At 72.1% G+C, this 26,285-nt stretch carries 24 protein-coding genes; 18 read left to right on the forward strand and 6 right to left on the reverse strand.

What is annotated here, in order from left to right; genetic code table 11:
* The first annotated feature begins 323 nt into the window (after positions 1–323).
* Genes Q8S40_RS20120 through Q8S40_RS20145 form a run of 6 tightly spaced genes read left to right on the forward strand, consistent with a single transcriptional unit; the run spans position 324 to position 7,632 of the window.
* Entirely contained in the window at positions 324–2,081 is a 1,758-nt protein-coding gene (locus tag Q8S40_RS20120; RefSeq protein ID WP_305671822.1) for a hypothetical protein, read from the forward strand.
* A complete protein-coding gene (locus Q8S40_RS20125; RefSeq protein WP_305671823.1) occupies positions 2,074–3,213 on the forward strand; it encodes a hypothetical protein in 1,140 nt (379 codons plus the stop codon). The genes Q8S40_RS20120 and Q8S40_RS20125 overlap by 8 nt, the downstream gene beginning before the upstream one ends.
* Positions 3,210–4,277: a hypothetical protein gene (locus tag Q8S40_RS20130; protein WP_305671824.1), complete on the forward strand. Its 1,068-nt coding sequence runs from the start codon at positions 3,210–3,212 to the stop codon at positions 4,275–4,277. Before Q8S40_RS20125 ends, Q8S40_RS20130 begins: the two co-directional genes overlap by 4 nt.
* On the forward strand, positions 4,277–5,770 hold the full coding sequence (gene glpK, locus Q8S40_RS20135) for a glycerol kinase GlpK (protein WP_305671825.1): 1,494 nt from the start codon (positions 4,277–4,279) through the stop codon (positions 5,768–5,770). Before Q8S40_RS20130 ends, glpK begins: the two co-directional genes overlap by 1 nt.
* Positions 5,771–5,780: 10 nt before the next feature.
* A complete protein-coding gene (locus Q8S40_RS20140; protein ID WP_305671826.1) occupies positions 5,781–6,959 on the forward strand; it encodes a hypothetical protein in 1,179 nt (392 codons plus the stop codon).
* A gap of 34 nt (positions 6,960–6,993) precedes the next feature.
* On the forward strand, positions 6,994–7,632 hold the full coding sequence (locus Q8S40_RS20145; RefSeq protein WP_305671827.1) for a hypothetical protein: 639 nt from the start codon (positions 6,994–6,996) through the stop codon (positions 7,630–7,632).
* A 63-nt stretch (positions 7,633–7,695) separates the two neighbouring features.
* On the opposite strand, the gene Q8S40_RS20150 is transcribed toward Q8S40_RS20145, so the two are convergent.
* Positions 7,696–9,438: an alpha/beta hydrolase gene (locus Q8S40_RS20150; protein ID WP_305671842.1), complete on the reverse strand. Its 1,743-nt coding sequence runs from the start codon at positions 9,436–9,438 to the stop codon at positions 7,696–7,698.
* A 390-nt stretch (positions 9,439–9,828) separates the two neighbouring features.
* On the opposite strand from Q8S40_RS20150, the gene Q8S40_RS20155 reads away from it, so the two are divergent.
* The 7 genes from Q8S40_RS20155 (at position 9,829) to Q8S40_RS20185 (ending at position 16,675) form a co-directional block, all read left to right on the forward strand.
* Complete coding sequence (locus Q8S40_RS20155) at positions 9,829–10,389, forward strand: hypothetical protein (RefSeq protein WP_305671828.1); 561 nt, start codon at positions 9,829–9,831, stop codon at positions 10,387–10,389.
* An 84-nt stretch (positions 10,390–10,473) separates the two neighbouring features.
* The gene (locus tag Q8S40_RS20160; RefSeq protein WP_305671829.1) at positions 10,474–11,697 is read left to right on the forward strand and encodes an LL-diaminopimelate aminotransferase; all 1,224 of its coding nucleotides are present in this window, start codon (positions 10,474–10,476) and stop codon (positions 11,695–11,697) included.
* 22 nt (positions 11,698–11,719) lie between these two features.
* A complete protein-coding gene (locus Q8S40_RS20165) occupies positions 11,720–13,012 on the forward strand; it encodes a homoserine dehydrogenase (RefSeq protein ID WP_305671830.1) in 1,293 nt (430 codons plus the stop codon).
* Positions 13,013–13,109: 97 nt separating this feature from the next.
* Positions 13,110–14,126, forward strand: a complete 1,017-nt coding sequence (gene glpX / locus Q8S40_RS20170; RefSeq protein ID WP_305671831.1) for a class II fructose-bisphosphatase — start codon at positions 13,110–13,112, stop codon at positions 14,124–14,126.
* Between the two features lie 80 nt (positions 14,127–14,206).
* Positions 14,207–15,952 (forward strand): single-stranded-DNA-specific exonuclease RecJ, encoded by a 1,746-nt coding sequence (gene recJ, locus Q8S40_RS20175; RefSeq protein WP_305671832.1) that lies wholly within the window; start codon positions 14,207–14,209, stop codon positions 15,950–15,952.
* A gap of 94 nt (positions 15,953–16,046) precedes the next feature.
* The gene (locus Q8S40_RS20180) at positions 16,047–16,346 is read left to right on the forward strand and encodes a hypothetical protein (RefSeq protein WP_304810418.1); all 300 of its coding nucleotides are present in this window, start codon (positions 16,047–16,049) and stop codon (positions 16,344–16,346) included.
* Complete coding sequence (locus Q8S40_RS20185) at positions 16,286–16,675, forward strand: hypothetical protein (protein WP_305671833.1); 390 nt, start codon at positions 16,286–16,288, stop codon at positions 16,673–16,675. The genes Q8S40_RS20180 and Q8S40_RS20185 overlap by 61 nt, the downstream gene beginning before the upstream one ends.
* On the opposite strand, the gene Q8S40_RS20190 is transcribed toward Q8S40_RS20185, so the two are convergent.
* The gene (locus Q8S40_RS20190) at positions 16,676–17,716 is read right to left on the reverse strand and encodes an LLM class flavin-dependent oxidoreductase (protein ID WP_305671834.1); all 1,041 of its coding nucleotides are present in this window, start codon (positions 17,714–17,716) and stop codon (positions 16,676–16,678) included.
* 54 nt (positions 17,717–17,770) lie between these two features.
* On the opposite strand from Q8S40_RS20190, the gene Q8S40_RS20195 reads away from it, so the two are divergent.
* Positions 17,771–18,241 (forward strand): nucleoside deaminase, encoded by a 471-nt coding sequence (locus Q8S40_RS20195; protein WP_305671835.1) that lies wholly within the window; start codon positions 17,771–17,773, stop codon positions 18,239–18,241.
* 339 nt (positions 18,242–18,580) lie between these two features.
* Positions 18,581–19,249: a PEP-CTERM sorting domain-containing protein gene (locus Q8S40_RS20200; RefSeq protein WP_305671836.1), complete on the forward strand. Its 669-nt coding sequence runs from the start codon at positions 18,581–18,583 to the stop codon at positions 19,247–19,249.
* Between the two features lie 51 nt (positions 19,250–19,300).
* On the opposite strand, the gene Q8S40_RS20205 is transcribed toward Q8S40_RS20200, so the two are convergent.
* Positions 19,301–20,605, reverse strand: coding sequence for a DUF445 domain-containing protein (locus Q8S40_RS20205; protein ID WP_305671837.1), 1,305 nt, complete (start codon positions 20,603–20,605; stop codon positions 19,301–19,303).
* Between the two features lie 82 nt (positions 20,606–20,687).
* Here Q8S40_RS20205 and Q8S40_RS20210 point away from each other — a divergent pair, with 82 nt between their 5' ends.
* From Q8S40_RS20210 to Q8S40_RS20220, 3 genes are all read left to right on the forward strand, one after another.
* Positions 20,688–20,822, forward strand: coding sequence for a hypothetical protein (locus Q8S40_RS20210; protein ID WP_304810406.1), 135 nt, complete (start codon positions 20,688–20,690; stop codon positions 20,820–20,822).
* Complete coding sequence (locus Q8S40_RS20215) at positions 20,822–21,586, forward strand: metal ABC transporter ATP-binding protein (protein WP_371136867.1); 765 nt, start codon at positions 20,822–20,824, stop codon at positions 21,584–21,586. Before Q8S40_RS20210 ends, Q8S40_RS20215 begins: the two co-directional genes overlap by 1 nt.
* Before the next feature lie 78 nt (positions 21,587–21,664).
* On the forward strand, positions 21,665–22,528 hold the full coding sequence (locus Q8S40_RS20220; RefSeq protein ID WP_304810403.1) for a metal ABC transporter permease: 864 nt from the start codon (positions 21,665–21,667) through the stop codon (positions 22,526–22,528).
* On the opposite strand, the gene Q8S40_RS20225 is transcribed toward Q8S40_RS20220, so the two are convergent.
* The 3 genes from Q8S40_RS20225 to Q8S40_RS20235 all read right to left on the reverse strand — a co-directional run bounded on the left by Q8S40_RS20225 (position 22,529) and on the right by Q8S40_RS20235 (position 26,141).
* Complete coding sequence (locus tag Q8S40_RS20225) at positions 22,529–23,494, reverse strand: isopenicillin N synthase family oxygenase (RefSeq protein ID WP_305671839.1); 966 nt, start codon at positions 23,492–23,494, stop codon at positions 22,529–22,531.
* Between the two features lie 80 nt (positions 23,495–23,574).
* On the reverse strand, positions 23,575–24,543 hold the full coding sequence (locus Q8S40_RS20230) for a tripartite tricarboxylate transporter substrate binding protein (RefSeq protein WP_305671840.1): 969 nt from the start codon (positions 24,541–24,543) through the stop codon (positions 23,575–23,577).
* A complete protein-coding gene (locus Q8S40_RS20235) occupies positions 24,540–26,141 on the reverse strand; it encodes a hydantoinase B/oxoprolinase family protein (RefSeq protein ID WP_305671841.1) in 1,602 nt (533 codons plus the stop codon). Before Q8S40_RS20235 ends, Q8S40_RS20230 begins: the two co-directional genes overlap by 4 nt.
* Positions 26,142–26,285 lie beyond the last annotated feature (144 nt).

Genomic DNA, 26,285 nt, shown 5'->3' on the forward strand with positions numbered 1-26,285 from the left:
GCCAGCGCCGCCAGCACCGCCGCGCCGAAGGCCAGGCCGAAGCGCCGCGCCGGCGGCAACCCGCCCAGGACCTGTCCGAGCGGGTGACCAGGCGGCAGGCCGGGCGCGGCGGGGGTGGCGGTGAAGGACATGCTCCGGCCAACAGGTAGCGGGGCCTTGCCGGGCCCGCCAGGGGTGGAATGGCCGAGCCGGACCGCAGCGGCCCTGGCGCGGCCGGTCCGCTGCCGATATTGCTTGGATTGCTGCGGGGGCGGGCGGATGGGGAAGATGGTCGGTTCGGGATTGCTGGCTTGAAGATGCCCTCGGCTTCCGGGCGTCGTCCCGTGCCGCCGCCCTCGGATGCGCCGATTCCCTCGGCCGGGCCCGGCTTCGCCCCGCCGCCGCCCACGCCCGCCACGTCTGGGCTGCCACCGGATGGCGACACGCGATCCGACCCCCGATCCGACCCCCAGTCCGACCCCTGGTCCGATCCCTGGGCAGCGGGGACGGCGCCGCCTGACGCACCCGCTGGCGCGCCGCCACAGCAGCCGCGGCAACCCGCCCTGCGGCTGGCCCGGCGCTGGCGCTGGCCCTGGCCCTGGCAGCGCGCCAGCCGCCCGGCAGACGCCGCCGTGGCGCGGCTGCGGGCGCTTGGCCAGCCGGAGGCTTCGCCCCCCAACCCGGCACGCCCCGACCCGGCACCCCTTGACCCACCCGCCGGGGCCACCCCGGCCGCGGCGGCTTCCGGGCTGCCCTTCGGCGGCTTGCCGCCGCTGCGCGTGCCGATGCGGCCGCTGGTGGAGGGGTTGGGCGGATTGCTGCTGTTGGCGGCGCTGGACCGGGTGCTGACCGGCGGCAACGGCTTCGCGCACTACCCAGCCTCCCCCTTCATGCTGCCGGTGCTCTACGTCGCCGCCCGCTACGGGCTGGTGCCGGGCGTGGCCGTGGCGCTGGCCGCCGGGCTGCTGCGCATCGGCCTCGCGGTCTCCGCGGACCTCTGGACGCTGGGCGCCTGGGCGCTGCCGCTGTTCTGGCCACTGCTGGCCGCGTTGGTCGGCGGCTTCAGCGAATGGCATCTGCGCCGGCTGCGCGCGGCGGAGGATGCGGTCGCCGCCGCCGAACAGGACCGCGCCGCCATCGCGGAGGCGAATCAGCGCCTGGCGGAGCGGGCGCTGGAGCTGGATGCGCGGCTCGGCGCCCGGCTGCAGGCGACCACGGCGGTGTTCGAGGCGGCGCGCATGCTGGGTGGCGGGACGGAGGGTGTGATCCGCGGCGCCACCGGCCTGCTGCGCGCCGCCACCGGCTGCACCGCCTGTTCCTTCTGGCTGGCCGAGGACCGCACGCTGCACCTGGTGGCCGCCGAGGGCTGGCCGCAGCATGCCGACCCACCCCTGGCGCACACCATCCTGCCCGGCCCGCTGACCGATGCGATCGCCCAGGGTCGCGGCGCGCTGGTGGCGACACGCCTGGCCGATCGCCTGGCCTTGGGCGGGGAGGGGCTGCTGGCGGCGCCGGTGCTCTCGCCCTGGGACGGTTTCGTGCTCGGCATGGTCAAGATCGAGGATCTCGGCTTCGACGATCTCGGCCTCGAGACCATCGCGGCGCTGGAGGCCGCTGCCGGCTGGATCGGCGCGGCGCTGGCCGAGGCAAGGGCGCGGGAGGCGGCGGAGGCGGCCTCGGGCGGTGCTGGCAGCCCGGCCGGCATGGTGGCCGCCGGCGGGCTGATGGTGCCGGGCGAGGAAGCCTCCCGCGCCATTGCGGTGATGACCGGGCTGGCACGCCGCCTGGGCTTCGAACTGGCGCTGCTCTCGGCCGAGATTCCGGCCGGACCGCGTGGCGCCGCGGCGCTGGAGGCAACGCGCGCGGCGATGGCGGAAGCGTTCCGGGGATCGGACCTGCTGCTGGAATCGCGGCTTGAGGAACGCCGCCTGTCCATCCTGCTGCCCGGCGCCGCGGTGGCGGGGGCGGAAGCGGCGGCGGCCAGGCTGCGGGGATTGCTGGCGGAACGCGCACCCTCGGCCACCACCCAGGTGGTGGTCGGGGTGGCGCTGCTGCATGGCATGCAGGGCGGTGGCTGGCAGGTGGTGCGCCCCCATGGCTAGCCCGGTGCCGCCGTCGCCAGTCCCGGTTGCCGGCCCCCGCCGCCAGCCGCACGCGCTGGCGCCGGAAGGCGCGGCGTTGATCCTGGCCGGATTGGCGGCGGGGCAGGCGCTGGTGGTGGTGGCGCTGGCGCTGGGCTGGTGGCTGGCGGCGCTGGTCCTGCATCTCGGCTGCTGCCTGGCGCTGCTGCTGCGGCCCACGCCGCGGCCGGGTTTGCCGGGGTCCGCGCCGCCGGCGGGTCTGCTGCGCGCCGCGCCGCGGCTGGGTGAGGCAGGCTGGTCCGGCGCGGTGCTGCGGCTGCTGGGGGCGACCCTGCCGGTGCTCGGTCCGCTGGCCATGCTCGGGGCGCTGGCGGCGCTGGCGCTCGGCGTGCCGCGCCGGCTGCGCCGTGTCGCGCCAGCCCAGCCGGAGGACCCGCTGGATGCGCGGCTGGAGGCGATCGCCCAGGCGCGGGAGTTGCCGGAGGGGCTGCTGCTGGAATCGCTCGGCGATGTGCTGCGCTGGGGCCATGCACGGCAGAAGGCCTGCGCGCTGGAACTGGCGGCGGAGCCCGGCCGCTCCGGCGGTGCTGCCCTGCTGCGGCTGGCGCTGAGCGATGCCGATCCGGCGGTGCGGGCACGCGCCGAGCTGCTGCGCCCGCAGGTGGAACGCCGGCTGCTGGATGCCGCGGAGGCGCTGCGCGCCGGCGCCCGCGGCCAGTCCGGCGCCGCGGGTCGCACCGCGCAGCGCGCCCTGGCCCGTGCGCTGGACCGCGCCGCCTTCTCCGGCCTGCTGGAGCCACCCCGCGCCGCGGCCTGCCGGGCGGAAGCGGCCGAGCTGTGGCAGGCACTGGCCGAGGCTGCGACCAATGGCGGCGATGCCGAGGCCGAGGCGGCGCTCGGCCGGAATCTGCTGGCGCTCGGCGACCTGCCATCGGCAAGGCGGGCGCTGGAGGCGGCAGTGACGCGCGGGGCGGCGGGGGCCTGCGCCATTGGCTGGCTGGCCGAATGCCTGTTCCGGGCGCGCGACTTCGCGGCGCTGGAGGCGCTGGTGCTGCGCTGGCGCCCGCTGCTGGAAGCCGAGGCACGCCGCGCCGCCGTCACCGGCCCGCATGCCGCCGCCTGGCGCCTCTGGCTGGCGGAGGCGCCACGATGACCGGCCCGGACGCGCCAAGGATCGGGCCGGAGGAGGCGCTGGTGGCGGGCGCCTGGCTGGGGCCGGTGCTGGCGATGCTGGCCGGGCTGGCGCTGCTGGCGCTGCTGGGCGTGCAGGGAGAATTCCTCACCCTGCTCATCGTCGTGGCCCTGTCCCTGCTGGCGGGCGCGCCGGCGGCGGTGCTGGCGGCGCGGCGCGGCCTGGTCGGCTGGCCGCTGGGCCTGGCCACCGGCTGTGCCGGCCTGTCCGCATTCGCGCTGTTCCATGGGCTGGACGGGCTGCCGGTGGCGCAGGCGCTGGCCGCCGCGCTGGCCAGCGCGGCGCTGGCGCTGTTGTGGGTCGGGCTGGGGGTTGCCGCCGGATTTGGCCTGTCGCCGGTGCCGGGGCTGGCGATGGGGGCGCTGGCGGGGGTGGTGCTGGCCTGGCTGATCGGCGGGGTGGCGGGGGCGTTCGGGGGGCTTGCGCTGGGCGCCGCGCTGGCCGGCTTCCTGGCTGCCATGCCGGCCGCCACCGTGCCGGTGCGGCTGCGCCCGTGTGAGGCACGGGCGCTGGCCATCCAGGCCCTGGCCGGGCTGGCGCTGGCGCTGGCGGTGCTGGCCGGGCCGTTCTCGGCCTATCTGCTGGACGGGCCCGTCATGGTGGTGACGCTGGCGCTGCTCGCCGCCTTGCCCGGCCTGCTGCTGCTCGCGGCCTCCCGCGGGGTGGCGCCGCTGGCGCTGGCCACCGGGTTGCTCGGCCTCCAGGCGTTGGCGGTGGCGCTGGGGCTGGTGGTCGGCGGGGCGCCGGCGGCGGCAGGATGGGTGCCGGCGGAGGCGCTGGGGGATTACCGCCTGGCGCTGCTCGGCGCCGGCTTCCTGCCGGTCTTTGCCGCGCTGGTGGCGGCGTTGCTCGGGCGCCAGGTGCTGGGCGCGGTCTTGGCGGCGCTGCTGCTGGCCGTACTATCCGCTGTGCTGGGGCCGCTGCTGGGGCTGGTGCAGCCGGGGCTGGGACCGTTCGGCGCCCTGGCCGCGCCGGTTCTGGCCACCGGATTCGCCTTCTGGCTGCTGGCTCGGGGAGAAGCGTGATGGATCTGCTGCTGGCGATCGACCAGGGCACCACCTCCACCCGGTCCATCCTCCATGGGCCGGACCTGGCGCCGCGCGCCAGCGCGCAGCTTGCGCTGCCGCAGCATTTTCCGGCGCCCGGCTGGGTGGAGCATGAGCCGGAGGACATCTGGACGGCGACGCTGGCCACCATGCGCGATGCGTTGGCCCAGGGGGAGGCCCAGGGTGGCGCGACGGCGAAGGATCTGGCCGGCATCGGCATCACCAACCAGCGCGAGACGACGCTTCTGTGGGACCGACGCAGCGGGCGGGCCATTCATCGCGCCATCGTCTGGCAGGACCGCCGCACCGCCCCGCATTGCGCCCGGCTGGCGGCGGAGGGCGCAGGCGGGCTGATCGCGGAACGCAGCGGCCTGCTGCCGGACCCGTATTTCTCCGCCACCAAGCTCGCCTGGCTGCTGGACAATGTGGGCGGCGCGCGGGCGGCGGCGGAACGCGGCGACCTCGCCTTCGGCACGGTGGACAGTTTCCTTCTCTGGCGGCTGACCGGCGGGCGGGTGCATGCGACGGACGCCACCAATGCGGCGCGCACCATGCTGTTCGATATCCGGCGCGGCTGCTGGGATGACGATTTGCTGAAGCTGTTCGGCATTCCGGCGGCGGTGCTGCCGGAGGTGCGCGACAACGCGGCCGAATTCGGCAGCACGGAACCCGGCCTGCTCGGCGCCGCCGTGCCGGTGCGCGGCATGGCGGGGGACCAGCATGCGGCGATGCTCGGCCAGGCCTGCTTCGCGCCAGGCATGGTGAAATCCACCTATGGCACCGGCTGCTTTCTGCTGCTGAACACCGGGGACGTGGCGGTGCCCTCGAAGAACCGGCTGCTGACGACGCTGGCCTGGCAACTGGGCGGGCAGCGCACCTATGCGCTGGAAGGCGCCATCTTCATCGCCGGCGCGGCGGTGCAATGGCTGCGGGACGGGCTCGGCATCATCCAGGACGCGGCCGAGAGCGGGCGGCTGGCGGCGCAGGCGGACCCGGCGCAGGCGGTGTACTTCGTGCCGGCCTTCACCGGCCTTGGCGCGCCGCATTGGGATGCGGCGGCGCGCGGCGCCATTTTCGGCCTGACCCGCAACACCGGCCCGGCCGAGATCTGCCGCGCGGCGCTGGAAGCGGTGGCCTTCCAGACCCGCGACCTGGTGGAGGCGATGCAGGCGGATTGGGGCGATCAGGCCCAGACGGTGCTGCGCGTGGATGGCGGCATGACCGCATCTGACTACGCCATGCAGGCGCTGGCCGACCTGCTCGGCGCGCCGGTGGATCGGCCGGAGGTGCAGGAGACCACGGCGCTTGGTGCGGCCTACCTCGCGGGCCTGCAGGCCGGGCTGCTGCCGCCGCCCGGCCCGGCCGTCGCGCATTGGCGGCTGGACCGCCGCTTCCAGCCCGCCATGCCGCGCGCCGAGGCCGACCGGCGCCATGCCGGCTGGCAGGATGCGGTGCGCCGCGTGCTGACATGAGGGAAACGGCATGAGCGTGCTGGCCGAGCTGGGCCTCGCGCCCGTCATCAACGCCGCCGGCACCGTCACCCGGCTTTCGGGCGGCATCCTGGCGCACGAGGTCAGCGCCGCGATGGCGGAGGCCGCGGGCGCCTGCTTCGACATGCTGGAGGTGCAGGCCGCGGCCAGCCGGGCAATCGGCGCGGCCACGGGGGCGGAGGCCGGCATCGTCACCGGCGGCGCCTCTGCCGCGCTGCTGCTGGGGGCGGCCGCCTGCCTCGCGGGGCTCGATCCGGTGGCGATGAACGCGCTGCCGGCGGCGGGCGCGCGCTGCGAATTCATCATCAGCCGCAGCCAGCGCAACATGTATGACCGGGCGCTGGAGGTGGCGGGCGGGCGGATTGTCGAGGTCGGCATCCCGGATCGCTTTTCCGGTGCCGGGGTGCGCGATGCCTCGGTGGGGGAAATGGCGGCGGCGATCGGGCCGCGCACCGCGGCGGTGTTCTGGGTGGCGCAGCCCTGGTCCGAGCCGTCGCTGGCCGAGGTGGTGCGCGTGGCGCATGCGGCCGGGGTGCCGGTGCTGGTGGATGCCGCGGCGCAGCTTCCCCCCCTCGCCAATCTGCGTGGCTTCCTGGAAGCGGGCGCGGACCTGGTCGCGTTTTCCGGCGGCAAGGCGATTGGCGGGCCGCAGGCGAGTGGCATCCTCGCCGGGCGGCGGCCTTTGGTGGCCAGCGCGCTGCTGCAGATGCTGGACCTGGATGTGCCGGACCAGCAGTTCCGCCTGCCGCCGGAATTCGCCGGCAACACCGCGCTGCCCTTCCTGCCACGGCACGGCATCGGCCGGTCCTGCAAGGCGGGGAAGGAGGAGGTGGTGGGGCTGCTGGTGGCGCTGCGCCGCTTCGTGGCGGAGGGCGATGCCGCCCGCCAGGCCCGTATGCTGGCGCGGCTTCAGGCGGTGCAGGCGGCGATGGGCGAAGTGCCGTCCGAGATCATGGATGGCCCGACGCCCCTGCTGCTGCTGCGCTGCCAGGACGCGACCGCGGCCGCGCGGATGGAAGCGGCGTTGCGGGTGCGGCGGGTGCATGTGAACCAGGGGCGGATGCGGGATGGCGTGCTGGTGGTGCATCCGGCGGCGCTGGCGGAGGCGGATCTGGTGCCGCTCGGCCAGGCGCTGGCGGCGGCCTTCGCCAGCCCGGACAAAGCCGGGTAGGATGCGCGCGATGACACGCCGGGAGACTTCCGCCATGCGGCCTGCCCTGTTCGCGCTTCTCGCCCTGGCACTGGCTGGCTGTGCGGAACTGCGGCAGCCGCCGCCTGCCGCCCGGATTCCCGCCGTGCTCGGCGCCGGCAGCGCGGACCCGCTGCGCGATGCGGTGGGACAGGCGGCGCTGGCCTATGCCGATGGCGGGCGATCGCTCAACAACGACCCGGCCGCCATGGCCCGCGCCGCGGCGCAGGTGGAGATGCTGACGGCGGAATTCATGCGCGACCTGCGCTGGGCGCCGCTGCCCGCCGGCGTGGTGTTCGAACTGCGCGGCGCCCGGGTGGAAGGCCGCGCCGCGCTCGGCATCCGCGCCGGGGCCGATCCGGATGAAGTGGTGCGGGCGCTGGCGGCCGCGCATGTCGCGCTGGCGCGCGGCGACCGGGAGGCGGCGGAAGCGGCCCTGAGCCCTGCGCTGTTCGAGCCGGGCGGGGCGGGAACGATGGCCTTCCTCAGCCGCCCCGGGCCGTTGCCACAGGGGCGCATCGCGACGTCGCTGGCGCGTGACGAGGTGGACCGCCTGGCGCGCAGCCGCGTCGGTGGCCTGACCGGGGCGCTGGACCCGCAGGCCGGCTGGGTGAACCCGGAGCCGGGGCGGGGCCTGGGGATCGGGCCGCGCTGAGAGCCCGGGATCGCAACCTGCGCCCGGATGCGGGCGCCGGCGCTTGAGGCGGTTGGAGCTATATCAGTCCTTCGCTATGACCTTCACATAGCTGCCGGGCGCATCGCCGAGCCCGGGATCGGCGGGCGGGCGGGCGGGGACCATGGTCTTGTCCAGCGCCAGTACCCAGCGCTGCCAATCCGGCCACCAGGACCCGGCGAGTTCCGTGGCCCCCTGGAACCATTCATCCGGGTCGGCCGGCAGGCTGGTATTCACCCAATGGCTGTACTTGCCCGAATCCGGCGAGTTCACCACGCCGGCGATGTGGCCGGAGGCGGCCAGGACGAAGCGGGTCTTGCCGCCATAGATCTGCGTGGCGCGATAGGTGGATTTCCACGGCGCGATATGATCCTCCCGCGTCGAGATCAGGTAGCTCGGTACCTTGATCTTCCGCAGGTCGATCTTCACCCCGTCCAGCTCGATCGCGCCGGGGTCGAAGGCGGGCTTCACCAGGTCGTTCTGCTGGTACATGCGGCGCAGGTAGAAGCTGTGCATCTTCGCCGGCATGCGGGTGCTGTCGTCGTTCCAGTAGAGCAGGTCGAAGGGAAACGGCTCCTGCCCCAGCAGGTAGTTGTTCACCACGAAGGACCAGATCAGGTCGTTGGCGCGCAGCATGTTGAAGGTGGTCGCCATCTCCCGCCCTTCGAGGAAGCCCTTCTTCGACATCTTCTCCTCGATGCCGAGCAGCTGTTCCTCATCGATGAAGACGCCGAGTTCGCCGGCTTCCTCGAAATCCGTCATGGTGACGAAATAGGTGGCGGATTTGATGCGCGTATCCTTGCGCGCCGCCATATGGGCCAGGGTGCAGGCCAGCAGCGTGCCGCCCAGGCAGTAGCCGATGGCGTTGACGGATTTCTCCCCCGTCGCGGCCTCGATCGCATCCAGCGCCGCGTAGGGGCCTTCGCGCATGTAGTCCTCGAAGCCCTTGTCGGCGAGGTGCTCGTCCGGATTGACCCAGGAGACGACGAACACCGTATGCCCCTGCTCCACAGCCCAGCGAATGAAACTGTTCTTGGGGCGCAGGTCGAGGATGTAGAACTTGTTGATCCAGGGCGGCAGGATCAGCAGCGGCCGCTTCAGCACCTTGTCCGTGGTGGGCGTGTACTGGATCAGCTCCATCAGCGCGTTGCGATGCACCACCTTGCCCGGCGTGACCGCGATATTCTCGCCGACCTTGAACTTGCTGTCGTCGGTCATGCGGATGCGGAGGTTGCCCTTGCCGCGTTCCAGATCGGCCAGCAGGTTGGACAGACCCTTCAGCAGGTTCTCCCCGCCCGTCTCCGCGGTGCGGCGCAGCACTTCCGGATTGGTCATCAGGAAGTTGGACGGGCTCATCGCATCGACGAATTGCCGGGTGTAGAAATCCACCTTCTGCGCCGTCTTGTTGTCCAGCCCCTCCGCGCCCTGCACCACATTGGTGAAGTAGCGGGCGGAGAGCAGGTAGGACTGGCGGATGAAGTCGAAGACCTCATTCTCCCGCCACGCATCATCCTTGAAGCGCTTGTCGCCCTTCGTCTCCTCGATCACCGGGGGGGTGGGGGCGCCCATCATGCGGCGCGCGGTGTTCTGCCAGAGGGTCAGGTAGTCCTGCCAGAAGCCGATCTGCGCCTGCACCAGCCGGGCCGGGTTGGCCATCAGCCGCGTCGTCATGTCGAGGAAGGCGGAGCCGATATGCAGCGGGTCCGGGCTGCTGGCGGGTGCACCCTCCGCCTGGCGCTTCAGGAAATCACCGACGATGCGCTGCCCGCGCTCCGCCACATCCGCCATGGTGCGGCTGACCAAAGCGGGGTCCGGCAGGCGGAAGCTGGCCGGATCGGTGCCGTTCGGCCGCGCCTGCCCCGCGGCCTCACGCGCCGCGGTGCCCCCGGCGGTGCCTTCATCGCCCTTCGCCCCGCCCGCCTTGGCTGCGCCCGCCTTGGCTTCGCCCGCACCCGAATCCTGCGCCATGCGCCCGCATTCCCCTGAAATCGCCGCCCGTCGCCCGCTTGGGTGAGTCTTCCCGCCGAACCCTCGCCTTGGTGCTTTCGCCGGCAGGTGGTTCGGGCTAACCCTCGGCGCGCGAAGGATTGGGAAGCCATGCACCCGCGCGTCGGACGCCACGGGAAACACTGCGAGGGTAAAGGCCGGATGCCGGGTGATCAAGCGCGGCCCGCAGGCGTGCCCGCCGTTACCCTGATACTGGCCGGCTGCGCCGCGTTGCTGGCCGGTTGCAGCGGTGGCGTGCCGCCGGATCTCGACCCCCGCCTCTGGTGGCGCAATGTCAGCGGCGGCTATCTGGAGGGGCGGGAGCCGCCACCGGGCCGCGATGCGCCCTACCCCAACCTGGCCACCGTGCCGGCCCGTCCCGTGCCGCCGACCGCGGCGGAGCGTGCGGCGCTGACCGCCGCGCTGGCCGCGGATCGTGACGGTTCGCTGACCGTGAGGACCGGCCCGGCTGCCTCCGCGACCACGGGCACCCGGCCGCCGGCACCGCCGGTCCTGGCCGCCATGCCGATGATCCGGCTGGAGCCGGTGCCCGCGCCGGCAGCGCCCGCCGTCGCGGCACCGCCTGTCTCCGCCACGCCCGCGCCGGCCGCGCAGCCCGTTCCCGGACTCCCGGCGCCTTCGCCGCAGGTCATTCCGCCGCCGCTGTCCGGCCCGCCGCCGGCGCCGATGGGCGACCTGCTGGCGCCGCCACCGCCGCCGGGCGCGGATCTGCTGGCGCCTCGCGGCAACTGAACCCTTCCGCTATCCTGCCCTTCCTCCACCCCCGGCTTCCCTTCACAACCCCCGGCTTCCCTTCACGCCACGGACCCGACGCACATGACCGAGGAGTTCCACCGCATCCGGCGCCTGCCGCCCTATGTCTTTGCCGAGGTGAACTCGGCCAAGGCCAAGGCACGTGCAGCCGCCGAGGACATCGTGGATCTCGGCATGGGCAATCCGGACAGCCCGACGCCGCCGCATATCGTGGCCAAGCTGGTGGAGGCGGTGGCCGACCCGCGCACCCATCGCTACAGCGCGTCGAAGGGCATCCCCGGGCTGCGCAAGGCGCTGGCGGGCTATTACGACCGCCGCTTCAAGGTGAAGCTGGACCCGGAGACGGAGGTGGTGGCCACGCTTGGCTCGAAGGAGGGCCTGGCGAACCTGGCGGCCGCCATCACCTCGCCGGGCGATACCATCCTGGTGCCGAACCCGTCCTATCCGATCCACCAGTTCGGCTTCGTCCTGGCTGGTGCCTCCGTGCGGTCCATCCCCTGCACGCCGGATGATGAGATGCTGGCGGCGCTGGACCGTGCCGTGCGGCATTCCGTGCCGAAGCCCACCGCGCTGATCGTGAATTTCCCGTCGAACCCGACGGCGATGCTGGCCGACCTGTATTTCTACAAGCAGATCGTCGATTTCGCGCGGAAGCACGAGATTTTCATTCTTTCGGATCTCGCCTACGCGGAAATCTACTTCGGCAGCAACGTGCCGCCTTCCATCCTGGAAGTGCCGGGGGCGAAGGATGTGGCGGTGGAATTCACCTCCATGTCCAAGACCTACAACATGCCGGGCTGGCGCATGGGCTTCGCCGCCGGCAATCCGCGGCTGGTCTCGGCGCTGACGCGGGTGAAGTCCTACCTGGATTACGGCGCCTTCGCACCGATCCAGATCGCCGCCGCCGCCGCGCTGAACGGGCCGCAGGATTGCGTGCAGGAGATGCGCGACCTGTACCGCGAACGCCGCGACGTGATGGTGAAGGGCCTGGCTTCCGCCGGCTGGCAGGTGCCCTCGCCGGAGGGGTCGATGTTCCTCTGGGCGCCGATCCCGGACCGCTTCAAGCATCTGGGCTCGGTCGATTTCGCCAAGCTGCTGCTGGCCAAGGCGAAGGTCGCTGTCGCGCCGGGCATCGGCTTCGGTGAGCATGGCGATGGCCATGTCCGCATCGCGCTGGTGGAAAACAGCCAGCGCATCCGCCAGGCGATGCGCGGCATCAAGACCTTCCTGACCGCCGACAATGCCGGGCCGGTCGAGACCCCCATCGAGACCCCCGACGCGGCCTGACAATCTGATTGGATATTCTGACATGACCAAGCCGCTTTCCGTCGCGGTCGCCGGCCTCGGCACGGTGGGCGCCGGCGTGCTGACGCTGCTGCGCGACAATGCCGCGACCATCACGGCCCGCGCCGGGCGGCCGATTGCCGTCACCGCCGTCTCCGCCCGCGACCGCACGCGCGATCGCGGCGTCTCCATCGCCGGGCTGCGCTGGTACGACGACGCGGTGGCGCTCGCCCATGATCCGAATGTGGATGTGGTGGTGGAGGCGATTGGCGGGTCCGAAGGCCAGGGCGCGGATCTGGTGCGCGCGGCGCTGGCCGCCGGCAAGCCGGTGGTCACCGCCAACAAGGCGCTGCTGGCCATCCATGGCGCGGAGCTGGCCGATCTCGCCGAATCGAAGGGCGTCGCCCTGGCCTATGAGGCCGCGGTGGCCGGCGGCATCCCGGCCATCAAGGCATTGCGGGAGGGGCTGGCGGCGAATGACATCACCCGCGTGCTCGGCATCCTGAACGGCACCTGCAACTACATCCTGACCCAGATGCGCGAGCGCGGCATCGAATTCGCCCAGGCGCTGAGCGAGGCGCAGAAGCTTGGATACGCGGAAGCCGACCCGGCCTTCGACGTGGATGGCATCGATGCCGCGCACAAGCTGGCGATCCTGGCCGCACTGGCCTTCGGCCGCCCGGTGGATTTCGACGCGGTGCATGTGGAGGGCATCCGCGCCATCTCCGCGCTGGATATCAAGCTGGCGGAGGAACTGGGCTACCGCATCAAGCTGCTCGGCATCGCCCGGCGCACCGAAGCGGGGATCGAGACGCGGATGCACCCCTGCATGGTGCCGGTGGCGCACCCGATCGCGCGGGTCGATGGGGTGTTCAACGCGGTGGTGGCGGAAGGCGATTTCGTCGGCCGCATCGTGCTGGAAGGCCGCGGCGCCGGGGCCGGGCCGACGGCGAGCGCCATCTGCGCCGATCTGATCGATGTGGCGCGTGGCCGCACCACGCCGGTCTGGGGCGTGGCGGCGCGGGACCTGTCCCACGCGCCCAGCCTGCCGATGTCGCAGCGCGTCGGCGCCTATTACCTGCGGCTGATGGTGGTGGACCGCCCCGGCGTCATCGCCGATGTCACCGCGGCATTGCGCGACCACCACATCAGCCTGGAATCCATGCTCCAGCGCGGCCGGGCGCCGGGCGAGGCGGTGCCGGTGGTGGTGACCACACATGATTGCGAGGAAGCCCAGATGCGCGCCGCCATTGCCCGGATCGAGGCGCTGGAAGCCGTGCTGGAGACGCCGGCGATGATCCGCATCGAGGCGCTTTAGCGTATAGTCCCTTTCCGCCGCCCCCGGTTCCGGGCCACAACTCCCGCTTGGCCGGTGGGCGGCAACTGCCTATCGCCTTGAGCCGGAGGATGCCAACTTGTCCGAGACCACGCCGCAAACCGACCGCCAGGTCCATGTCGATCGCAACCTGGCCCTGGAACTGGTCCGGGTGACGGAGGCCGCGGGCCTGGCCGCCAGCCGCTGGATGGGCCGCGGCGACAAGAACGCCGCCGATGGCGCCGCCGTGGAAGCCATGCGCCGCGCCTTTGACACCGTCGCGATCTCCGGCACCGTGGTGATCGGCGAGGGTGAGATGGACGAGGCGCCGATGCTCTATATCGGCGAGAAGGTCGGGCTTTACGCCAAGACCGGTGGTGGCCCGGAGGTGGATATCGCGGTGGACCCGCTGGAGGGCACCACCATCACGGCCAAGGGCGGCCCCAACGCCATGGCCTGCGTGGCACTCGCCCAGAAGGGCGGCTTCCTGCACGCGCCGGATGTCTACATGGACAAGATCGCGGTCGGCCCCGGCCTGCCGGATGGCGTGGTGCATCTGGATGCCTCGGTCGAGGAAAACCTCGCCAACCTGGCCAAGGCCAAGGGCCGCAGCATCAACGACCTGGTCGTCTGCCTGCTGGACCGCGACCGGCACAAGGAAATCGTGAAGCGCTGCCGGGCCGCCGGCGCGCGCATCATGATGATCCCGGATGGCGATGTCTCGGGCGTGGTGGCGGTGTCCCAGCTTGATACCGGCGTGGACATCTATCTCGGCAGCGGTGGCGCGCCGGAGGGTGTGCTGGCGGCCGCGGCGCTGCGCTGCATCGGCGGGCAGATGCAGGGGCGGCTGATCTTCGAGAGCGAGGACCAGATCATCCGCGCCAAGGAGATGGGCATCACCGATGCCAGCCGGATCTATTCGATGGAAGACATGGCCAAGGGCGACGTGATGTTCGCCGCCACCGGCGTGACCACCGGCCCGATGCTGCGCGGCGTGCGCGACTTCGGGAAGGGGGCCATCACCCACTCCATCGTCATGCGCTCGAAGTCCGGCACCGTTCGCTACGTCGAGGGTCACCACAACTTCGCGCTGAAGCCCGCGGCCTTCGCCGGTTGAACGAGGGTCCCGCCCTTTTGGGCGCCCCTGGTGCCCCCGGCGCCCTTTTGGGCGCCCCTGGCGCAGAGGTCGCGTTGGGTGTGGCGCGCAGTGCGCTCGGCCGGCGCTGGATCTGGCGGCAGGGCGATGCGCGCACCGGGCTTGGCATCGCGCAGCGCCTGGCGCTGCCCGAACTGGTCGGGCGGCTGCTGGCGGCGCGCGGCGTGGGGGTGGAGGCGGCGGCGGATTTCCTGGAGCCGACGCTCCGCGCCCTGATGCCGGACCCCTCCACCCTGCGGGACATGGATGCGGCGGCGTCCCGCCTGGCGGATGCGGCGCAGGCCGCGGAACAGGTGGTGGTGTTCGGGGACTATGACGTGGATGGCGCCTGTTCCGGGGCGCTGACCGTGCGGCTGCTGCGCGAACTCGGCGCCCGCGTCACCCATTACGTGCCGGACCGGATCACGGAGGGCTACGGCCCCAATGCGCGCGCCATCGCCACGCTGTGCGACCGCGGCGCCACGCTGATCGTCACGGTGGATTGCGGCATCGCGGCGGAGGTGGCGCTGGAGGCGGCGCGTGGCCGGGCGGATGTGGTGATCCTGGACCACCACAAGGCAGAAGGCCCGGTGCCCCGGGTGCGCGCCGCGGTCAATCCGAACCGGCTGGACTGCACCAGCGGCCTCGGCATGCTTTGTGCCGCAGGCGTCGCCTTCCTGGCGGGCGTGGCCACGGTGCGGGAGATGCGGCGGCGCGGCGCCTTCGCGACCCGGCCCGAACCGAAGCTGCTGGAATTGCTGGATCTGGTGGCGTTGGCCACCGTGTGTGACGTGATGCCGCTGACCGGGCTGAACCGCGCACTGGTGGCGCAGGGGCTGAAGGTGATGGCCCGCCGCGGCCGCGCCGGGCTCTCGGCGCTGCTGGACGTGGCGATGGCGAAGGATGCGCCCACCGCGCATACGCTGGGCTTCCTGCTCGGCCCGCGCATCAACGCCTCCGGCCGCATCGACGAAAGCGACCTCGGGCTGCGCCTGCTGCTGGAGGACGACCCGCTGGAGGCCCGCGCCATGGCGGAGAAGCTGGATGCGGTGAACAAGCGGCGGCAGGAGGTGGAGGCCGATGTGCTGACAGCCGCCATGGCCGAGGCCGAGCGTCAGGCGCTGCATGGCCACCCGGTGCTGCTGGTGGTCGGCGAGGGCTGGCACCCCGGCGTGGTCGGCATCGTCGCCGGCCGGATGAAGGAAAAGTACAACCGCCCGGCCTGCGTCGCCGGGTTGAACAACGGGCTGGCCAAGGGATCGGGCCGGTCCGTCGCCGGGGTGGATCTGGGCGCCGCCATCATCGCCGCGCGCCAGGCCGGGCTGCTGGAGACCGGCGGCGGGCATGCCATGGCGGCGGGATTTTCATTCCTGGCGGCGCGCGAGGGGGAGTTTCATTCCTTCCTGGATGAGCGCCTGTCCCATGCCGCGGAACTTCCGGGCGCCGCGGACCTGGCGGTGGAAGGCTCGATCGCCGTTTCGGGCGCAACGGTCGAGGTCGCCAGCCAGATCTCCCGCCTCGCCCCCTTCGGCGCCGGCAATGACGAGCCGGTTTTCGTGCTGTCCCGCGCCCGGGTGGTCCGCGCGGACCGGGTGGGCAAGGAAGGCGGCACCATCCGCGCCTTCCTGGAAGGCGAGGGCGGCAGTGGGCGCCTGAAGGCCATCTGCTTCCGCGCCAAGGAAGGCCCGCTGGCGGCGGCCCTGCTCGGAGGGGGTTCACTGCATCTGGCGGGCCACCTGCGCGCCGAAAGCTGGAATGACAGCGTGACCGCCAGCTTCCATGTGGTGGATGCGGCCCCGGTCTCCTGAGGCCCGGTCTCCTGAGGCCCGATCACCTGATCCGTCACAGGCCGTAACAGGACCGCCCTTGAACCCGGGCGCCCGGCGGGCAACATGACGGCGTATGGAACCGCATCGCCACCCGCCCGTGCTGGACATGACGCCTGAGGGCGAATTCCGGCAGCCGCCGACTCCGCCGCAGCCGGGCCTGCTGGATCGTATCCTGGCGCGCGTCGGCGGCGTCGCGCTGCTGGTGGCGCTGATCTCCGGCGGGCTGGTGCTGGCGGCACTCGCCGTGCTGTTCGTCGGGCTGATCCTGCCGGTGCTGCTGGTGGCCGGGCTGATCGGCGCCGGGTCCATCTGGTGGCGCCTGCGCCGGGCCCGTCAGCAGGGGCGGCCCGTCTTCGTCGTGATGCGGCGCTGAGCCGCCCGCCGTTCCGCATCGAGACGGATCGGCTCTATGAGGTTTCCCCCCGCGGCACCCCCTGGACCGAAGGCGACCCGGCCGAGGCCGCCGCCCGTCTTCGGCGAATGCGCTGGCTGTTCGGCATCGGGCTTGCCATCAATGCGGTGACCTGGACCGCCTCCGGCGCCGCCTTCGTGCTGGGCGGGCCGAAATGGGGCGCGGGGTTCGGGCTGCTGGCGGTGCTGACGGCGCCGCTGCTGGGCCTGCCGGCTTTGGCCGAGGCCGCGGCCCGGCAGCGCGCCCGGCGCCGGCACCGCAGCCGGGCGCCGGATTTTCCGCGCGGGTGATCAGGCGGCTTCGGACAGGCTGACGGTCGCCACCGCCTCCGCCAGCAACCGGAAACTCTCCTGCCGCGCCTTCGCGTCGTGGCACGGCGTGAGCACCGCCATCTCCTCCACCCCATGGGCCGTGGCCAGCGCGGCCAGCCTGGCGGCGACCTGTTCCGGGGCGCCGACCAGGGCGCGAGCGCGCATGCGTTCGATCTTCGCGGCTTCCTCCGGGGTCAGGGCGTAGGCCTCGGCCTCCTCGACGGATGGCAGGGGCGGGTAGATGCCGCGGTCGCGCGAAAGGCGCCAGATGGCGCGGGACCGGAAGTGGCGGAACGCCTCCGCCTCCGTGGCGGCGGTCAGGGCGTAAACCGCAACGACACCCTGCGGCTTGGCCAGCCGGCCCGGTACCCCGGGATGCGGCCGGAAGCCCTCATGGTACAGGGCCATCGCCTCCTCGCTGCCACGGCCATCGGTGATGAAGTGAGCAAAACAGTAGGGCAGGCCGAAATAGGCGGCGAGCTGGGCGCCGAAATCCGAACTGCCGAGAATCCACACCTCCGGCCGCGTCGGGATGGTCGGGTTGGCGGTGACCATGCGGAAGGGATGGCTTTCCGGCAGCCCGTCGCCGAGCCAGCCCATCAAATCCTGCACCTGCTGCGGAAAACGATCCGCCGCCGCGGCCGCATCCGGGTTCAGCGCATAGGCGGTGCGGCCATCCGAGCCCGGCGCGCGGCCGACGCCGAGATCGATGCGGCCAGGGGCGATCGATTCCAGAACGCGGAACTGTTCCGCCACCTTCAGCGCGGAATAATGCGGCAGCATCACGCCCGCGGTGCCGATGCGGATGCGCCGGGTGGTCGCCGCGATCGCCGCCGCCAGCACCTCCGGCGCCGTGCCGGCGTGGGAGGCGCTGTTGTGGTGTTCCGCCAGCCAGTAGCGGCGATAGCCCCATTCATCCGCCAGCCGGGCGAGCGCCAGCGTCTCCCGGATCGCGTCATCGGCGCCGCGGCCGGAGGCGATGGTCGATTGGTCGAGAATGGACAGCGCAAGCGGCATCATGGACCCTCCGTTGCCGTAACCTGGGGCCTGCGCCCCCGCACGTCGAGGTGGCCGATGACGGACGAGGATTTCATGCGGCACGCCATCGCCTTGTCGCGCCGCGGCATGGCGGGCGGCGCGGGTGGCCCCTTCGGCGCGGTGGTGGTGCTGGAGGGCCGGGTGGTGGCGGAGGGCTGGAACCAGGTGACCAGCACCCTCGACCCGACGGCGCATGCCGAGATCGTCGCCATCCGCCGCGCCTGCACCGCACTCGGCCGCTTCGACCTGCGCGGCGCCACGGTGTTCACCAGCTGCGAGCCCTGCCCCATGTGCCTGGCGGCGCTGTACTGGTCGCGCTGCGACCGCGTGGTCTATGCGAATAACCGGGTGCAGGCGGCGGGCATCGGCTTCGACGATGAATTTCTCTACCAGGAAATCCCGAAGCCGATCGCGGCGCGCAGCCTGCCGATGCAGCGCCTGCTGGCGGAAGAGGCGCTGGAGGTCTTTGCCGAATGGACCGGAAAGCCGGACCGGGTGGCCTATTGAGGCACCCGCCGCAGGATCCGGAGCCGCCGCAGAATGGCGAAATAGACGCTGTCGATCAGGGCGAGAAGCGGGTCGCGAGACGTCGGGAACATGGTGTGTGATCCTCCTTGGTCGCGGAGGCATGATGCGGTGGCGATCCCTAGCGCCGGCTTAAAATGTCTCATGAAATGACCGAAATCTCGCAGCCTGGTGCGGCGCTGTCGGCGCGTTTGACGGCCGTTGCGATTGCGGGGGTAAATATTCTTTCTTGTGGAATGATTCCAGCAGCATACCGAATTGGCACGCTCGTTGCTGTTGCTCTTCGCGCAGCAATGTCGCTGGCAATGAGGACCATACGAAATGTTCAGGAACATTCTTGGCGCGACGGTGGGCGCCATGGCCCTTCTGGGCGTGTCCGCCGCCCAGGCGCAGCCGGTCAATTTCAACATCGTCTCTGGCGGCTTCACCATCGGCTCGGGCTACGGCACCGGCGTCGGGCAGCTCGACGCCACCTTCGTCGACCTGGTGACCCCGCAATCCTTCAGCCTGAGCCTCGGCCAGACCCAGTCCTTCCTGTTCGGCCGGGTTACCCTGAACGAGACCTGCATCAACCCGTCTCTGTTCTGCGGCGGCCTTGCCGGCCTGCTGACGAATGAGACGGACAACCTCGATGTCGTCGCCAGCCTCACCTTCACCAGCCCACTGGCGCAGGTGGTGCAGGTGGTCGCCGCCACCGGGGCCTTCACCGGCCCCGTCAATGACTTCCTGGAGAACATCCCCGGCGTCCGCATCACCGATTTCTTCATCGACTTCGCGCCGGTCACCGTCAATTTCGGCGTTGGGGGCACCTTCGTGGTCGATATCGGTGACATGTACTTCGCGACCAATGGCTCGATCACCAATGGCGCCAACGTGACCCTGACGGCGGTGCCGGTGCCGGAGCCGGCCTCCCTCGCGCTGTTCGGCGCCGGGCTGCTCGGCCTCGGCATGGTGCGCCGCCACGCCGCGCGCCGCGCCGCGCTGGCCTGAACGGCCGGACCCAGGCGCGGCGGTTCGGACCTCCCCCCGAACCGGCCGCGCCTATCCCGCCACCCGCCCGAAGATCGCCGTCAGCACCGCGAACAGCACGCCGCCGACCAGGAAGCCGACCAGCGTGCCGTTCATCCGCACATATTGCAGGTCGCGGCCGACGCGCAGCTCGATCTTCTCCGTCACCGTCGCGGTGTCCCAGTTCCGCACCACACCGGCGATGAAATCCGAGAGCTTGGTCCGGGCACGCGGCAGCAGGGCGATCAATGCGCGTTCGGCACCCTTGTTCAAACGCTCCCGCGCCGCCGGATCTTCCGCCAGCATGGTGCCGAGATTGCCGAGCGCCGCCTGCAGCGCCTGCACGGTGCGGCCATTCGGGTTCGCCGCATCCGCCTCCAGCGCCGCGCGCAGCCTTCCCCAGATATCGCCAAGCCAGGCGGCGACGGCGGGGTGGGCCAGCGCCTCCCGCAGCGCACGGCCGACGGCCGCGGCGCGGTCCGGGTCGGTCTCCAGCCTGGTGATCTCGGCGCGGATCCAGGCCTCGAAGGCAGCGCGGAGGTCGCTGTCGCCGGGCTGCACCCGGTCCAGCTCGGCATTCAGGGCCGACAGCACGCGCCGCGCGATGCCCGCGCCGGCGATCCAGCCGACCAGCGCACCGCCCTCCGCCCGTACCCGCGCCGCGATGGCCGCCTGAAGCTGGTCCTCCTTCGCCACCAGCACGGCCTTGAGCTGGCCGATCGCCAGGTCGAACACCTCCTGGTGCCGGCCGCCCTCGATCAGCGCGGTCAGCGCGCGGGCGAGCACCCGGGCGGCGGCCGGCCCCCCGGCGATGCGCGGCAGCAGCCGGCCCATCAGGCGGCGGGCGCGGCCATCCTCCAGGCTGGCCAGGATGCGCGGCAGCCCCTTGGCCAGCGCGCCGGCGGCGGGCTGCACCGCGGCGGGGTCGGAGAAGAAATCGCCCAGCACCCGCGCCAGATCCAGCTTGGACAGGACGCGGGCGACCTCGGCCTCGGTGAAGACGTGATTGGCGACGAAACGGCCGAGCCCCGCGCCCAGCCTTTCCTTCTGCATCGGGATGATGGCGGTGTGCGGTATCGGCAGGCCGAGTGGGTGGCGGAACAGCGCCGTCACGGCAAACCAGTCGGCGATGCCGCCGACCACGCCGGCCTTGGCGGCGGCCTGCAACAGATCCGTGGCGTAGCCGGGCGGCAGCGCATAGCTGCCGACCAGCAGCCCGCCCATGCCGGCGAGCAGCCCGGTGGCGGCGCGGCGGTGACGGGTCAGGTCGCGACGGAGCTGATCCTCCGCATCGGCGGTGAGGGGGAGGGGCGAGGGGGGCGGGGGGCTGTCCTGCATCGCAAGCGGAGGTAGTCCACCGCAGGGCCTTTTCCCAGGCGCGGCTTGAAGGCTATAGAGCGCGTGACGTTATAAGGTAACCATGCGCGCCCTGTTCCCCTCCCTCCGTATCGTGGACCCCCTGGCGCTTTCGGCCAGCGCGGGCGCGCGCCTGCTGCTGGCGGCCAGCGTGCTGGCGGTGCTGTGGGCCGCGGTGGTCTGGGCCCTGGCGGCATGATGCAGGTGGTGACGGAAAAGCCGGAGCCGCGGCGCGGGCCGGCGGTGGAAATCGCCAACCTCACGGCGACGCATCAGCGGCATCCGGCGGTGCATCACGTCTCCGCGCGCTTCGCCGCCGGGTCGCTGGCGGCCATCGTCGGGCCGAATGGCGCGGGCAAGACCACGCGGCTGCGGACGATCGCCGGGCTGCACCGGGTGGATGAGGGGCGGGTGACACTCAGCGGCCGCAAGCCGCGCGTGGCGCTGCTGCCGCAGCAATCCGGCATGGACCGCGCCTTTCCGATCCTTTGCCTCGATGTGATGCTGCAGGGGCTGTGGTCCCGCCTGGGTGCCTTTCGCGGCACCAGCGCGGCGGACCGGGACCGGGCGCAGCAGGCGCTGGAGGCGGTGGGGCTCGGCGGTTTCGGGCGCCGGCCGGTCGGCGCCATGTCCGCCGGCCAGTTCCAGCGGCTGCTCTTCGCGCGGCTGCTGGTGCAGGACGCCGATCTGATCCTGCTGGATGAGCCGTTCAACGCGGTGGATGCCCGCACCGCGGCCGATCTGCTGGCCGTGCTGCGCCGCTGGCATGGCGAGGGCCGCACCGTGCTGGCCGTGCTGCACGACCTGGAACTCGTGCAGCGCGAATTCCCCGATTGCCTGCTGCTGGCGCGGGAGGCGATTGCCTGCGGCCCGACCGCGGAGGTGCTCTCCGCCCATAACCGCCTGCGCGCCCGCATGATGGCCGAGGCCTGGGACGAGACCGCCCCCGCCTGCGCGGCATGATTCGAATGCGCCGCACAGGCGGCTTGCCGCAGTCGCGGCCCTGGGCCGGTCGGCAGACCGGCCCGCGGGCCTAGGGCCATGGACTGGCTGTTCGGCCCCTTCATTGAATTCGGCTTCATGCGCCGCGCCTTGGTGGGCTGCCTGGCGCTGGCCGTGGCGGCACCCTTGCTGGGCGTGTTCCTGATGCTGCGGCGCACCTCCCTCACGGCCGAAGTGCTGGCGCATGGCGTGACGCCAGGTATCGCGGCGGGGTTCCTGATCGCCGGGCTTTCGGTGCCGGCCATGTCGCTCGGTGGGCTGATCGCGGGCCTCGCGGTGGCCGTCGGCGCCGGGGCGCTGTCGCGGGCCACGGGGGGGCGGGAGGATGCGGCGCTGACGGCGCTGTACCTGATCGCGCTGGCGCTCGGGGTCACGCTGGTGTCGCTGCGTGGCAGCACCGCGGACCTGACGCATCTGCTGTTCGGCCAGGTGCTGGGGGTGGATGACCCGGCGCTGCTGCTGATGGCCGGCGTCGCCACGCTGACCCTGCCGGTGCTGGCCCTGGCCTGGCGACCGCTGGCGCTGGAATGCTTCGACCCGGGCTTCGCCGCGGCGGAGGGCGTGCGCGGCGGGTTGTGGCACGGGCTGTTCCTGGTGCTTGTGGTGCTGAACGTGCTGGCCGCCTTCCAGGCCATGGGTACGCTGATGGCGGTGGGGCTGATGATGCTGCCCGCTGTCGCGGCGCGGCATTGGGCGCGGGAATTGTCCGGCATGGCCTATGCGTCGGTCGGGCTGGCGATGCTCTCGGCGCTGTTCGGGCTGCTGGCGAGCTATCACCTCGACCTGCCCTCCGGCCCCGCCATCGTGCTGACGGCGGGGGTGGCCTGGGCGATTTCGGTGATCTTCGGCCCGGTGGATGGGCTGCTGGCGCGCTGGGTGCGGCGGCCGCATCTGGCCGGCTGATCAGGCGGGTCTGCGGTAGGAATAGTTCTTGTTCAGCCGTTCCAGCAGGTAGTCGCCATACAGCACGGGCGGGTGGCGCGGTGGGTTTCCGGCATCCGTGCAGCTCGGCAGGCAGGCCACTTCGCTGGCCATGTCCATGTCGAAGAAATACGGGCAGGAATAGCGCTCACCCCCTGACAGGTTCTTCACCCGGTGCGGCGTGGATTGCCAGCGGCCGTTGGTCCAGCGCGCCAGCATGTCGCCGACATTCACCACGAAGCTGCCGGGAATCGGCGTGGCCTGCAGCCAGACGCCATCGGCGCGGCGTACCTCCAGCCCGCCGGACATGTCCTGCAGCAGCACGGTGATGAAGCCGTAATCGGTATGCGGGGCGGAGCCGAATTCATCCTCCGCCGCATCGGGCGGCTGCGGCGGGTAGTGCAGCAGGCGCAGGAAGGTGGTGGGCGTCTCGAACCACTTCAGCAGGAAATCCGCCGGCAGCTTCAGCGCCAGCGCGATCGGGCGCAGCAGGCGGCGGCAGAAGGCTTCCATCGCGGCCTGGTAGGCCAGGACTTCCGCGCGGAATTCGGGCAGCTCGGCGGGCCATTGGTTCGGCCCCTGCAGCGGCAGGCCGAAGCGCGGGTCGTCCGCCGGCACCTCATGCATGAACATGAAGGATTCGGAGAAGTTGGGCTTGGTGACCCGCGCGACCGAGGATGTCTGAATGACGCTGGTCTTCGGCGCCATGTAGCCGCGGTGGAAGCCGTTCATGTCGATGGCGCGCTTCGCCGCATCCGGCAGCGCGTGGAAGCGGCGTGAGGCTTGGAAGATCGCCGCCTGCTGCGACACGCTGATCGGGGTATTGGCGAAATAGGCGAAGCCGATGCCGCCAAAGGCCGCATCCAGCGCCCGCGCGATGGCGGCGTCGCCTTGCTCCGTGCCCAGGGCGCCGAGGTCGATGATCGGCAGGTTCTCGGCGGCGCCCATGATGATCCTCGTCCTGGTGGGGCTGGCAGCGAACGCTCCAGCCCCCCATGCGTCAAGCGGGGCGCGTCAAGCCGGGGGTCTCAATCCAGGGAGATGCGGCCCTCGCGCACCACCACGGCCCATTTCGCCACCTCCGCCCGCACGAAGGCGTCGAATTCGGCGGGGGTGGTGGCCTCCACGGTGAAGCCCTGGGCGGCGAAGCTGTCCTTGATCTCGGGCGCCGCCATGGCACGGGCGACCTCCGCATGCAGCCGGGCCATGATGGGGGCCGGGGTGCCGGCGGGTGCGAACAGGCCCTGCCAGGAGGTGGCGGCGAAGCCCGGCAGCCCGGACTCATCCATCGTCGGCACCTCCGGCAGCAGCGGGTGGCGGGCGGGGGAGGTGACGGCGATCGCCCGGATCGCCCCGGCGCGAACCTGCGGCAGCGAGACCAGGAAATCCGCGAAGCTGGATTGCACCTGGCCGCCGACCAGATCCGTCAGCGCCGCGGCGGAACCGCGATAGGGCACATGGGTCAGCTCCACCTTCGCCGCCTGGCCGAACATCACGCCGGTCAGGTGCATGGAGGTGCCGTTGCCCGGCGTCGCATAGGTCAGCCCGCCATTCGCCGCCCTGGCGGCCGCGATATAGCCCGCCAGGTCCTGGATCGGCTGGTCCTTGTTCACCACCAGGATCAGCGGCGCGGAGACCACGCGCGACAGCGGCGCGAAGGCGGTGGCCGGGTCATAGGGCAGGTTGCGGAACAGGCTGCCGGCGATGGCATTGCTGCCGGTGACGCCCATCAGCAGCGTGTGCCCATCGGGCGGGGATTTCGCCACCATGTCGGCGCCCACCGTGCCGCCGGCGCCGGGGCGGTTTTCCACCACGACGGTCTGGCCGAGGGCTGCCGTCAGCTTCTCCGCCAGGCGCCGCGCCAGCGTGTCCGTGCTGCCGCCGGGCGGGAAGGGCACGACGATGCGCAGCGTGCGGCTCGGCCAGGCTTGTGCCAGCGCGGGTGTCGCCAGCGTCGCGCCGAGGATGGCGCCGAGGCTGCGTCGGGTGAGGGTCATGATCCAAAGTCTCCCTGTTCTTGTTGTGCGGGGCCCCAGCCGCCCCCGCCTGCGGTCTCCAGGATGAAACGGTCACCCGCCGCCCAGGCGATGCGCGCCTTGGAGGGCAGGTGCCGCACGGAGCTATCGGCGGCGAGGATGCGCGCCGTGGCCGGCGCCCCCGCCCCGCCACCCTGCGCGCCCGGCGCGCCGGCCAGATGCCGTTCGCCGCGGTATGAGATTTCCGCCGTGCCCGACAGCAGGCGATAGATTCGCCGCACGCCGTCGCCGCCCGGATGCAGCCCGGCACCGCCGGAGCCGCGACGGCGTTCAATCGCCTCGACGCGGATCGGCGCCACGGATTCCAGCATCTCGGCCGGCAGGTTGCGGGCATTGGAGACATCGGCGGAAAGCCCCGGCTGCCCCGGCCCATCCGGGCGGCCGCCGGAGCCACCGGCGACGATCTCCGTGAAGATCCAGCTGCGGCCCGCGGCATCCGTGCCGCCGATGGACAGCACCACGGCAACCCCGGCATTCGGCGCAGCAGCGGGTTTCGGCGAAAGCCGCGCCAGGGCGGCGAACAGCGCGTTGCAGGCCAGCTTTACCGTGGCGGTGCGTGCATTCACCGCGGCCGGAAAGCGCGGGTTCACCACGCTGCCCTCCGGCAGATGCAGATCGAGCAGATCGAGCAGCCCGTGATTGGCCGGCGCCTCCGGCGCCAGGCGCTGCAACAGGCAGAAGCAGGCGGCGAGCAGGCCCGAAGGGGCGGCATTCACCGGCCCCGCCGTCTGCGGCGCCGATCCGGTGAAATCCACGACGAGACGCGGCCCGGCCAGGCGGCGCAGCGTGACGCGGATGGGCACGGGCGCGGCGCTGCGACCATCGCCTTCCAGCGCATCCTCCGCCATCGCCTCGGCTTCCGGCAGCGCGGCCAGCGCCGATGCCAGCGCGTCGCGCGCCTCCGCCAGCAGGGCGGCGCAGCCTTGCGCGAAGGCCGCGGCGCCCATGGTGGTGGCGAGCGCCGCAACCTCCCGCGCCGCCAGCGATACGGCGGCCCATTGCGCGGCGAGGTCGCCGGCCAGCATGGCGGGTGTGCGGGTATTGGCGGCCAGGATGGTGGCGATGCCCGCATCCTCCACCCCCGCATGGCGCCACTTCACGGGTGGCAGGCGCAGGCCTTCCTGGAAGACGTCTTGCGCATCCGGCGGCACGGAGCCGGGGGCGATGCCGCCGATATCCTGGTGGTGCAGGATGGTGGCGGCGAAGGCGACCACGCGGCCCTGCGCGAAGACCGGGCGCGCCACGATGAGATCCGGCAGATGCGTGCCGCCGGACCAGGGATCGTTCAGCAGCAGCCCGTCGCCCTCGGCCAGGGTCTCCGGCGGGAAGGCGCGGGACAGGGCGGCGATGGCCGGGATCATGCCGCCGAGCAGCAAAGGCAGCGACCGTGCCTGCGCCAGCACGCGGCCATCCGGCAGGAACAGCGCGGCGGCACAATCCATGCCCTCACGCGCAACGGGGGACAGCGCGCTGGCCAGCAGGCTGTCCTGCATGCGGTCCGCCAGGCCTTCCAGCGCCAGGCGCAGGATGTCGCGAGCGGCGGCTTCGGCGAGGTTCATGCCGCAGGCTCCAGCAGCAGCGCACCATCGGCGCGCGGCGTGGCGCGCCAGCCGGGCGGGATGCGGAGCGTGGCATCCGCGAAATCCCGCAGCACCGTGCCATCGGGCAGGTGGCGTTCGGCGAGCGGCGCGGCCGCGGCGTGG

Source organism: Falsiroseomonas sp. (assembly GCF_030695085.1).
Classification (GTDB): domain Bacteria; phylum Pseudomonadota; class Alphaproteobacteria; order Acetobacterales; family Acetobacteraceae; genus Falsiroseomonas.

Coding starts and splice junctions, on each gene's coding strand:
- Q8S40_RS20125 (WP_305671823.1), top strand. CDS start 2,074: ATGGCTAGCCCGGTGCCGCCGTCGCCAGTCCCGGTTGCCGGCCCCCGC.
- Q8S40_RS20130 (WP_305671824.1), top strand. CDS start 3,210: ATGACCGGCCCGGACGCGCCAAGGATCGGGCCGGAGGAGGCGCTGGTG.
- glpK (WP_305671825.1), top strand. CDS start 4,277: ATGGATCTGCTGCTGGCGATCGACCAGGGCACCACCTCCACCCGGTCC.
- Q8S40_RS20140 (WP_305671826.1), top strand. CDS start 5,781: ATGAGCGTGCTGGCCGAGCTGGGCCTCGCGCCCGTCATCAACGCCGCC.
- Q8S40_RS20145 (WP_305671827.1), top strand. CDS start 6,994: ATGCGGCCTGCCCTGTTCGCGCTTCTCGCCCTGGCACTGGCTGGCTGT.
- Q8S40_RS20150 (WP_305671842.1), bottom strand. CDS start 9,438: ATGGCGGATGTGGCGGAGCGCGGGCAGCGCATCGTCGGTGATTTCCTG.
- Q8S40_RS20160 (WP_305671829.1), top strand. CDS start 10,474: ATGACCGAGGAGTTCCACCGCATCCGGCGCCTGCCGCCCTATGTCTTT.
- Q8S40_RS20165 (WP_305671830.1), top strand. CDS start 11,720: ATGACCAAGCCGCTTTCCGTCGCGGTCGCCGGCCTCGGCACGGTGGGC.
- Q8S40_RS20180 (WP_304810418.1), top strand. CDS start 16,047: ATGGAACCGCATCGCCACCCGCCCGTGCTGGACATGACGCCTGAGGGC.
- Q8S40_RS20190 (WP_305671834.1), bottom strand. CDS start 17,716: ATGATGCCGCTTGCGCTGTCCATTCTCGACCAATCGACCATCGCCTCC.
- Q8S40_RS20195 (WP_305671835.1), top strand. CDS start 17,771: ATGACGGACGAGGATTTCATGCGGCACGCCATCGCCTTGTCGCGCCGC.
- Q8S40_RS20200 (WP_305671836.1), top strand. CDS start 18,581: ATGTTCAGGAACATTCTTGGCGCGACGGTGGGCGCCATGGCCCTTCTG.
- Q8S40_RS20205 (WP_305671837.1), bottom strand. CDS start 20,605: ATGCAGGACAGCCCCCCGCCCCCCTCGCCCCTCCCCCTCACCGCCGAT.
- Q8S40_RS20210 (WP_304810406.1), top strand. CDS start 20,688: ATGCGCGCCCTGTTCCCCTCCCTCCGTATCGTGGACCCCCTGGCGCTT.
- Q8S40_RS20215 (WP_371136867.1), top strand. CDS start 20,822: ATGCAGGTGGTGACGGAAAAGCCGGAGCCGCGGCGCGGGCCGGCGGTG.
- Q8S40_RS20220 (WP_304810403.1), top strand. CDS start 21,665: ATGGACTGGCTGTTCGGCCCCTTCATTGAATTCGGCTTCATGCGCCGC.
- Q8S40_RS20225 (WP_305671839.1), bottom strand. CDS start 23,494: ATGGGCGCCGCCGAGAACCTGCCGATCATCGACCTCGGCGCCCTGGGC.
- Q8S40_RS20230 (WP_305671840.1), bottom strand. CDS start 24,543: ATGACCCTCACCCGACGCAGCCTCGGCGCCATCCTCGGCGCGACGCTG.
- Q8S40_RS20235 (WP_305671841.1), bottom strand. CDS start 26,141: ATGAACCTCGCCGAAGCCGCCGCTCGCGACATCCTGCGCCTGGCGCTG.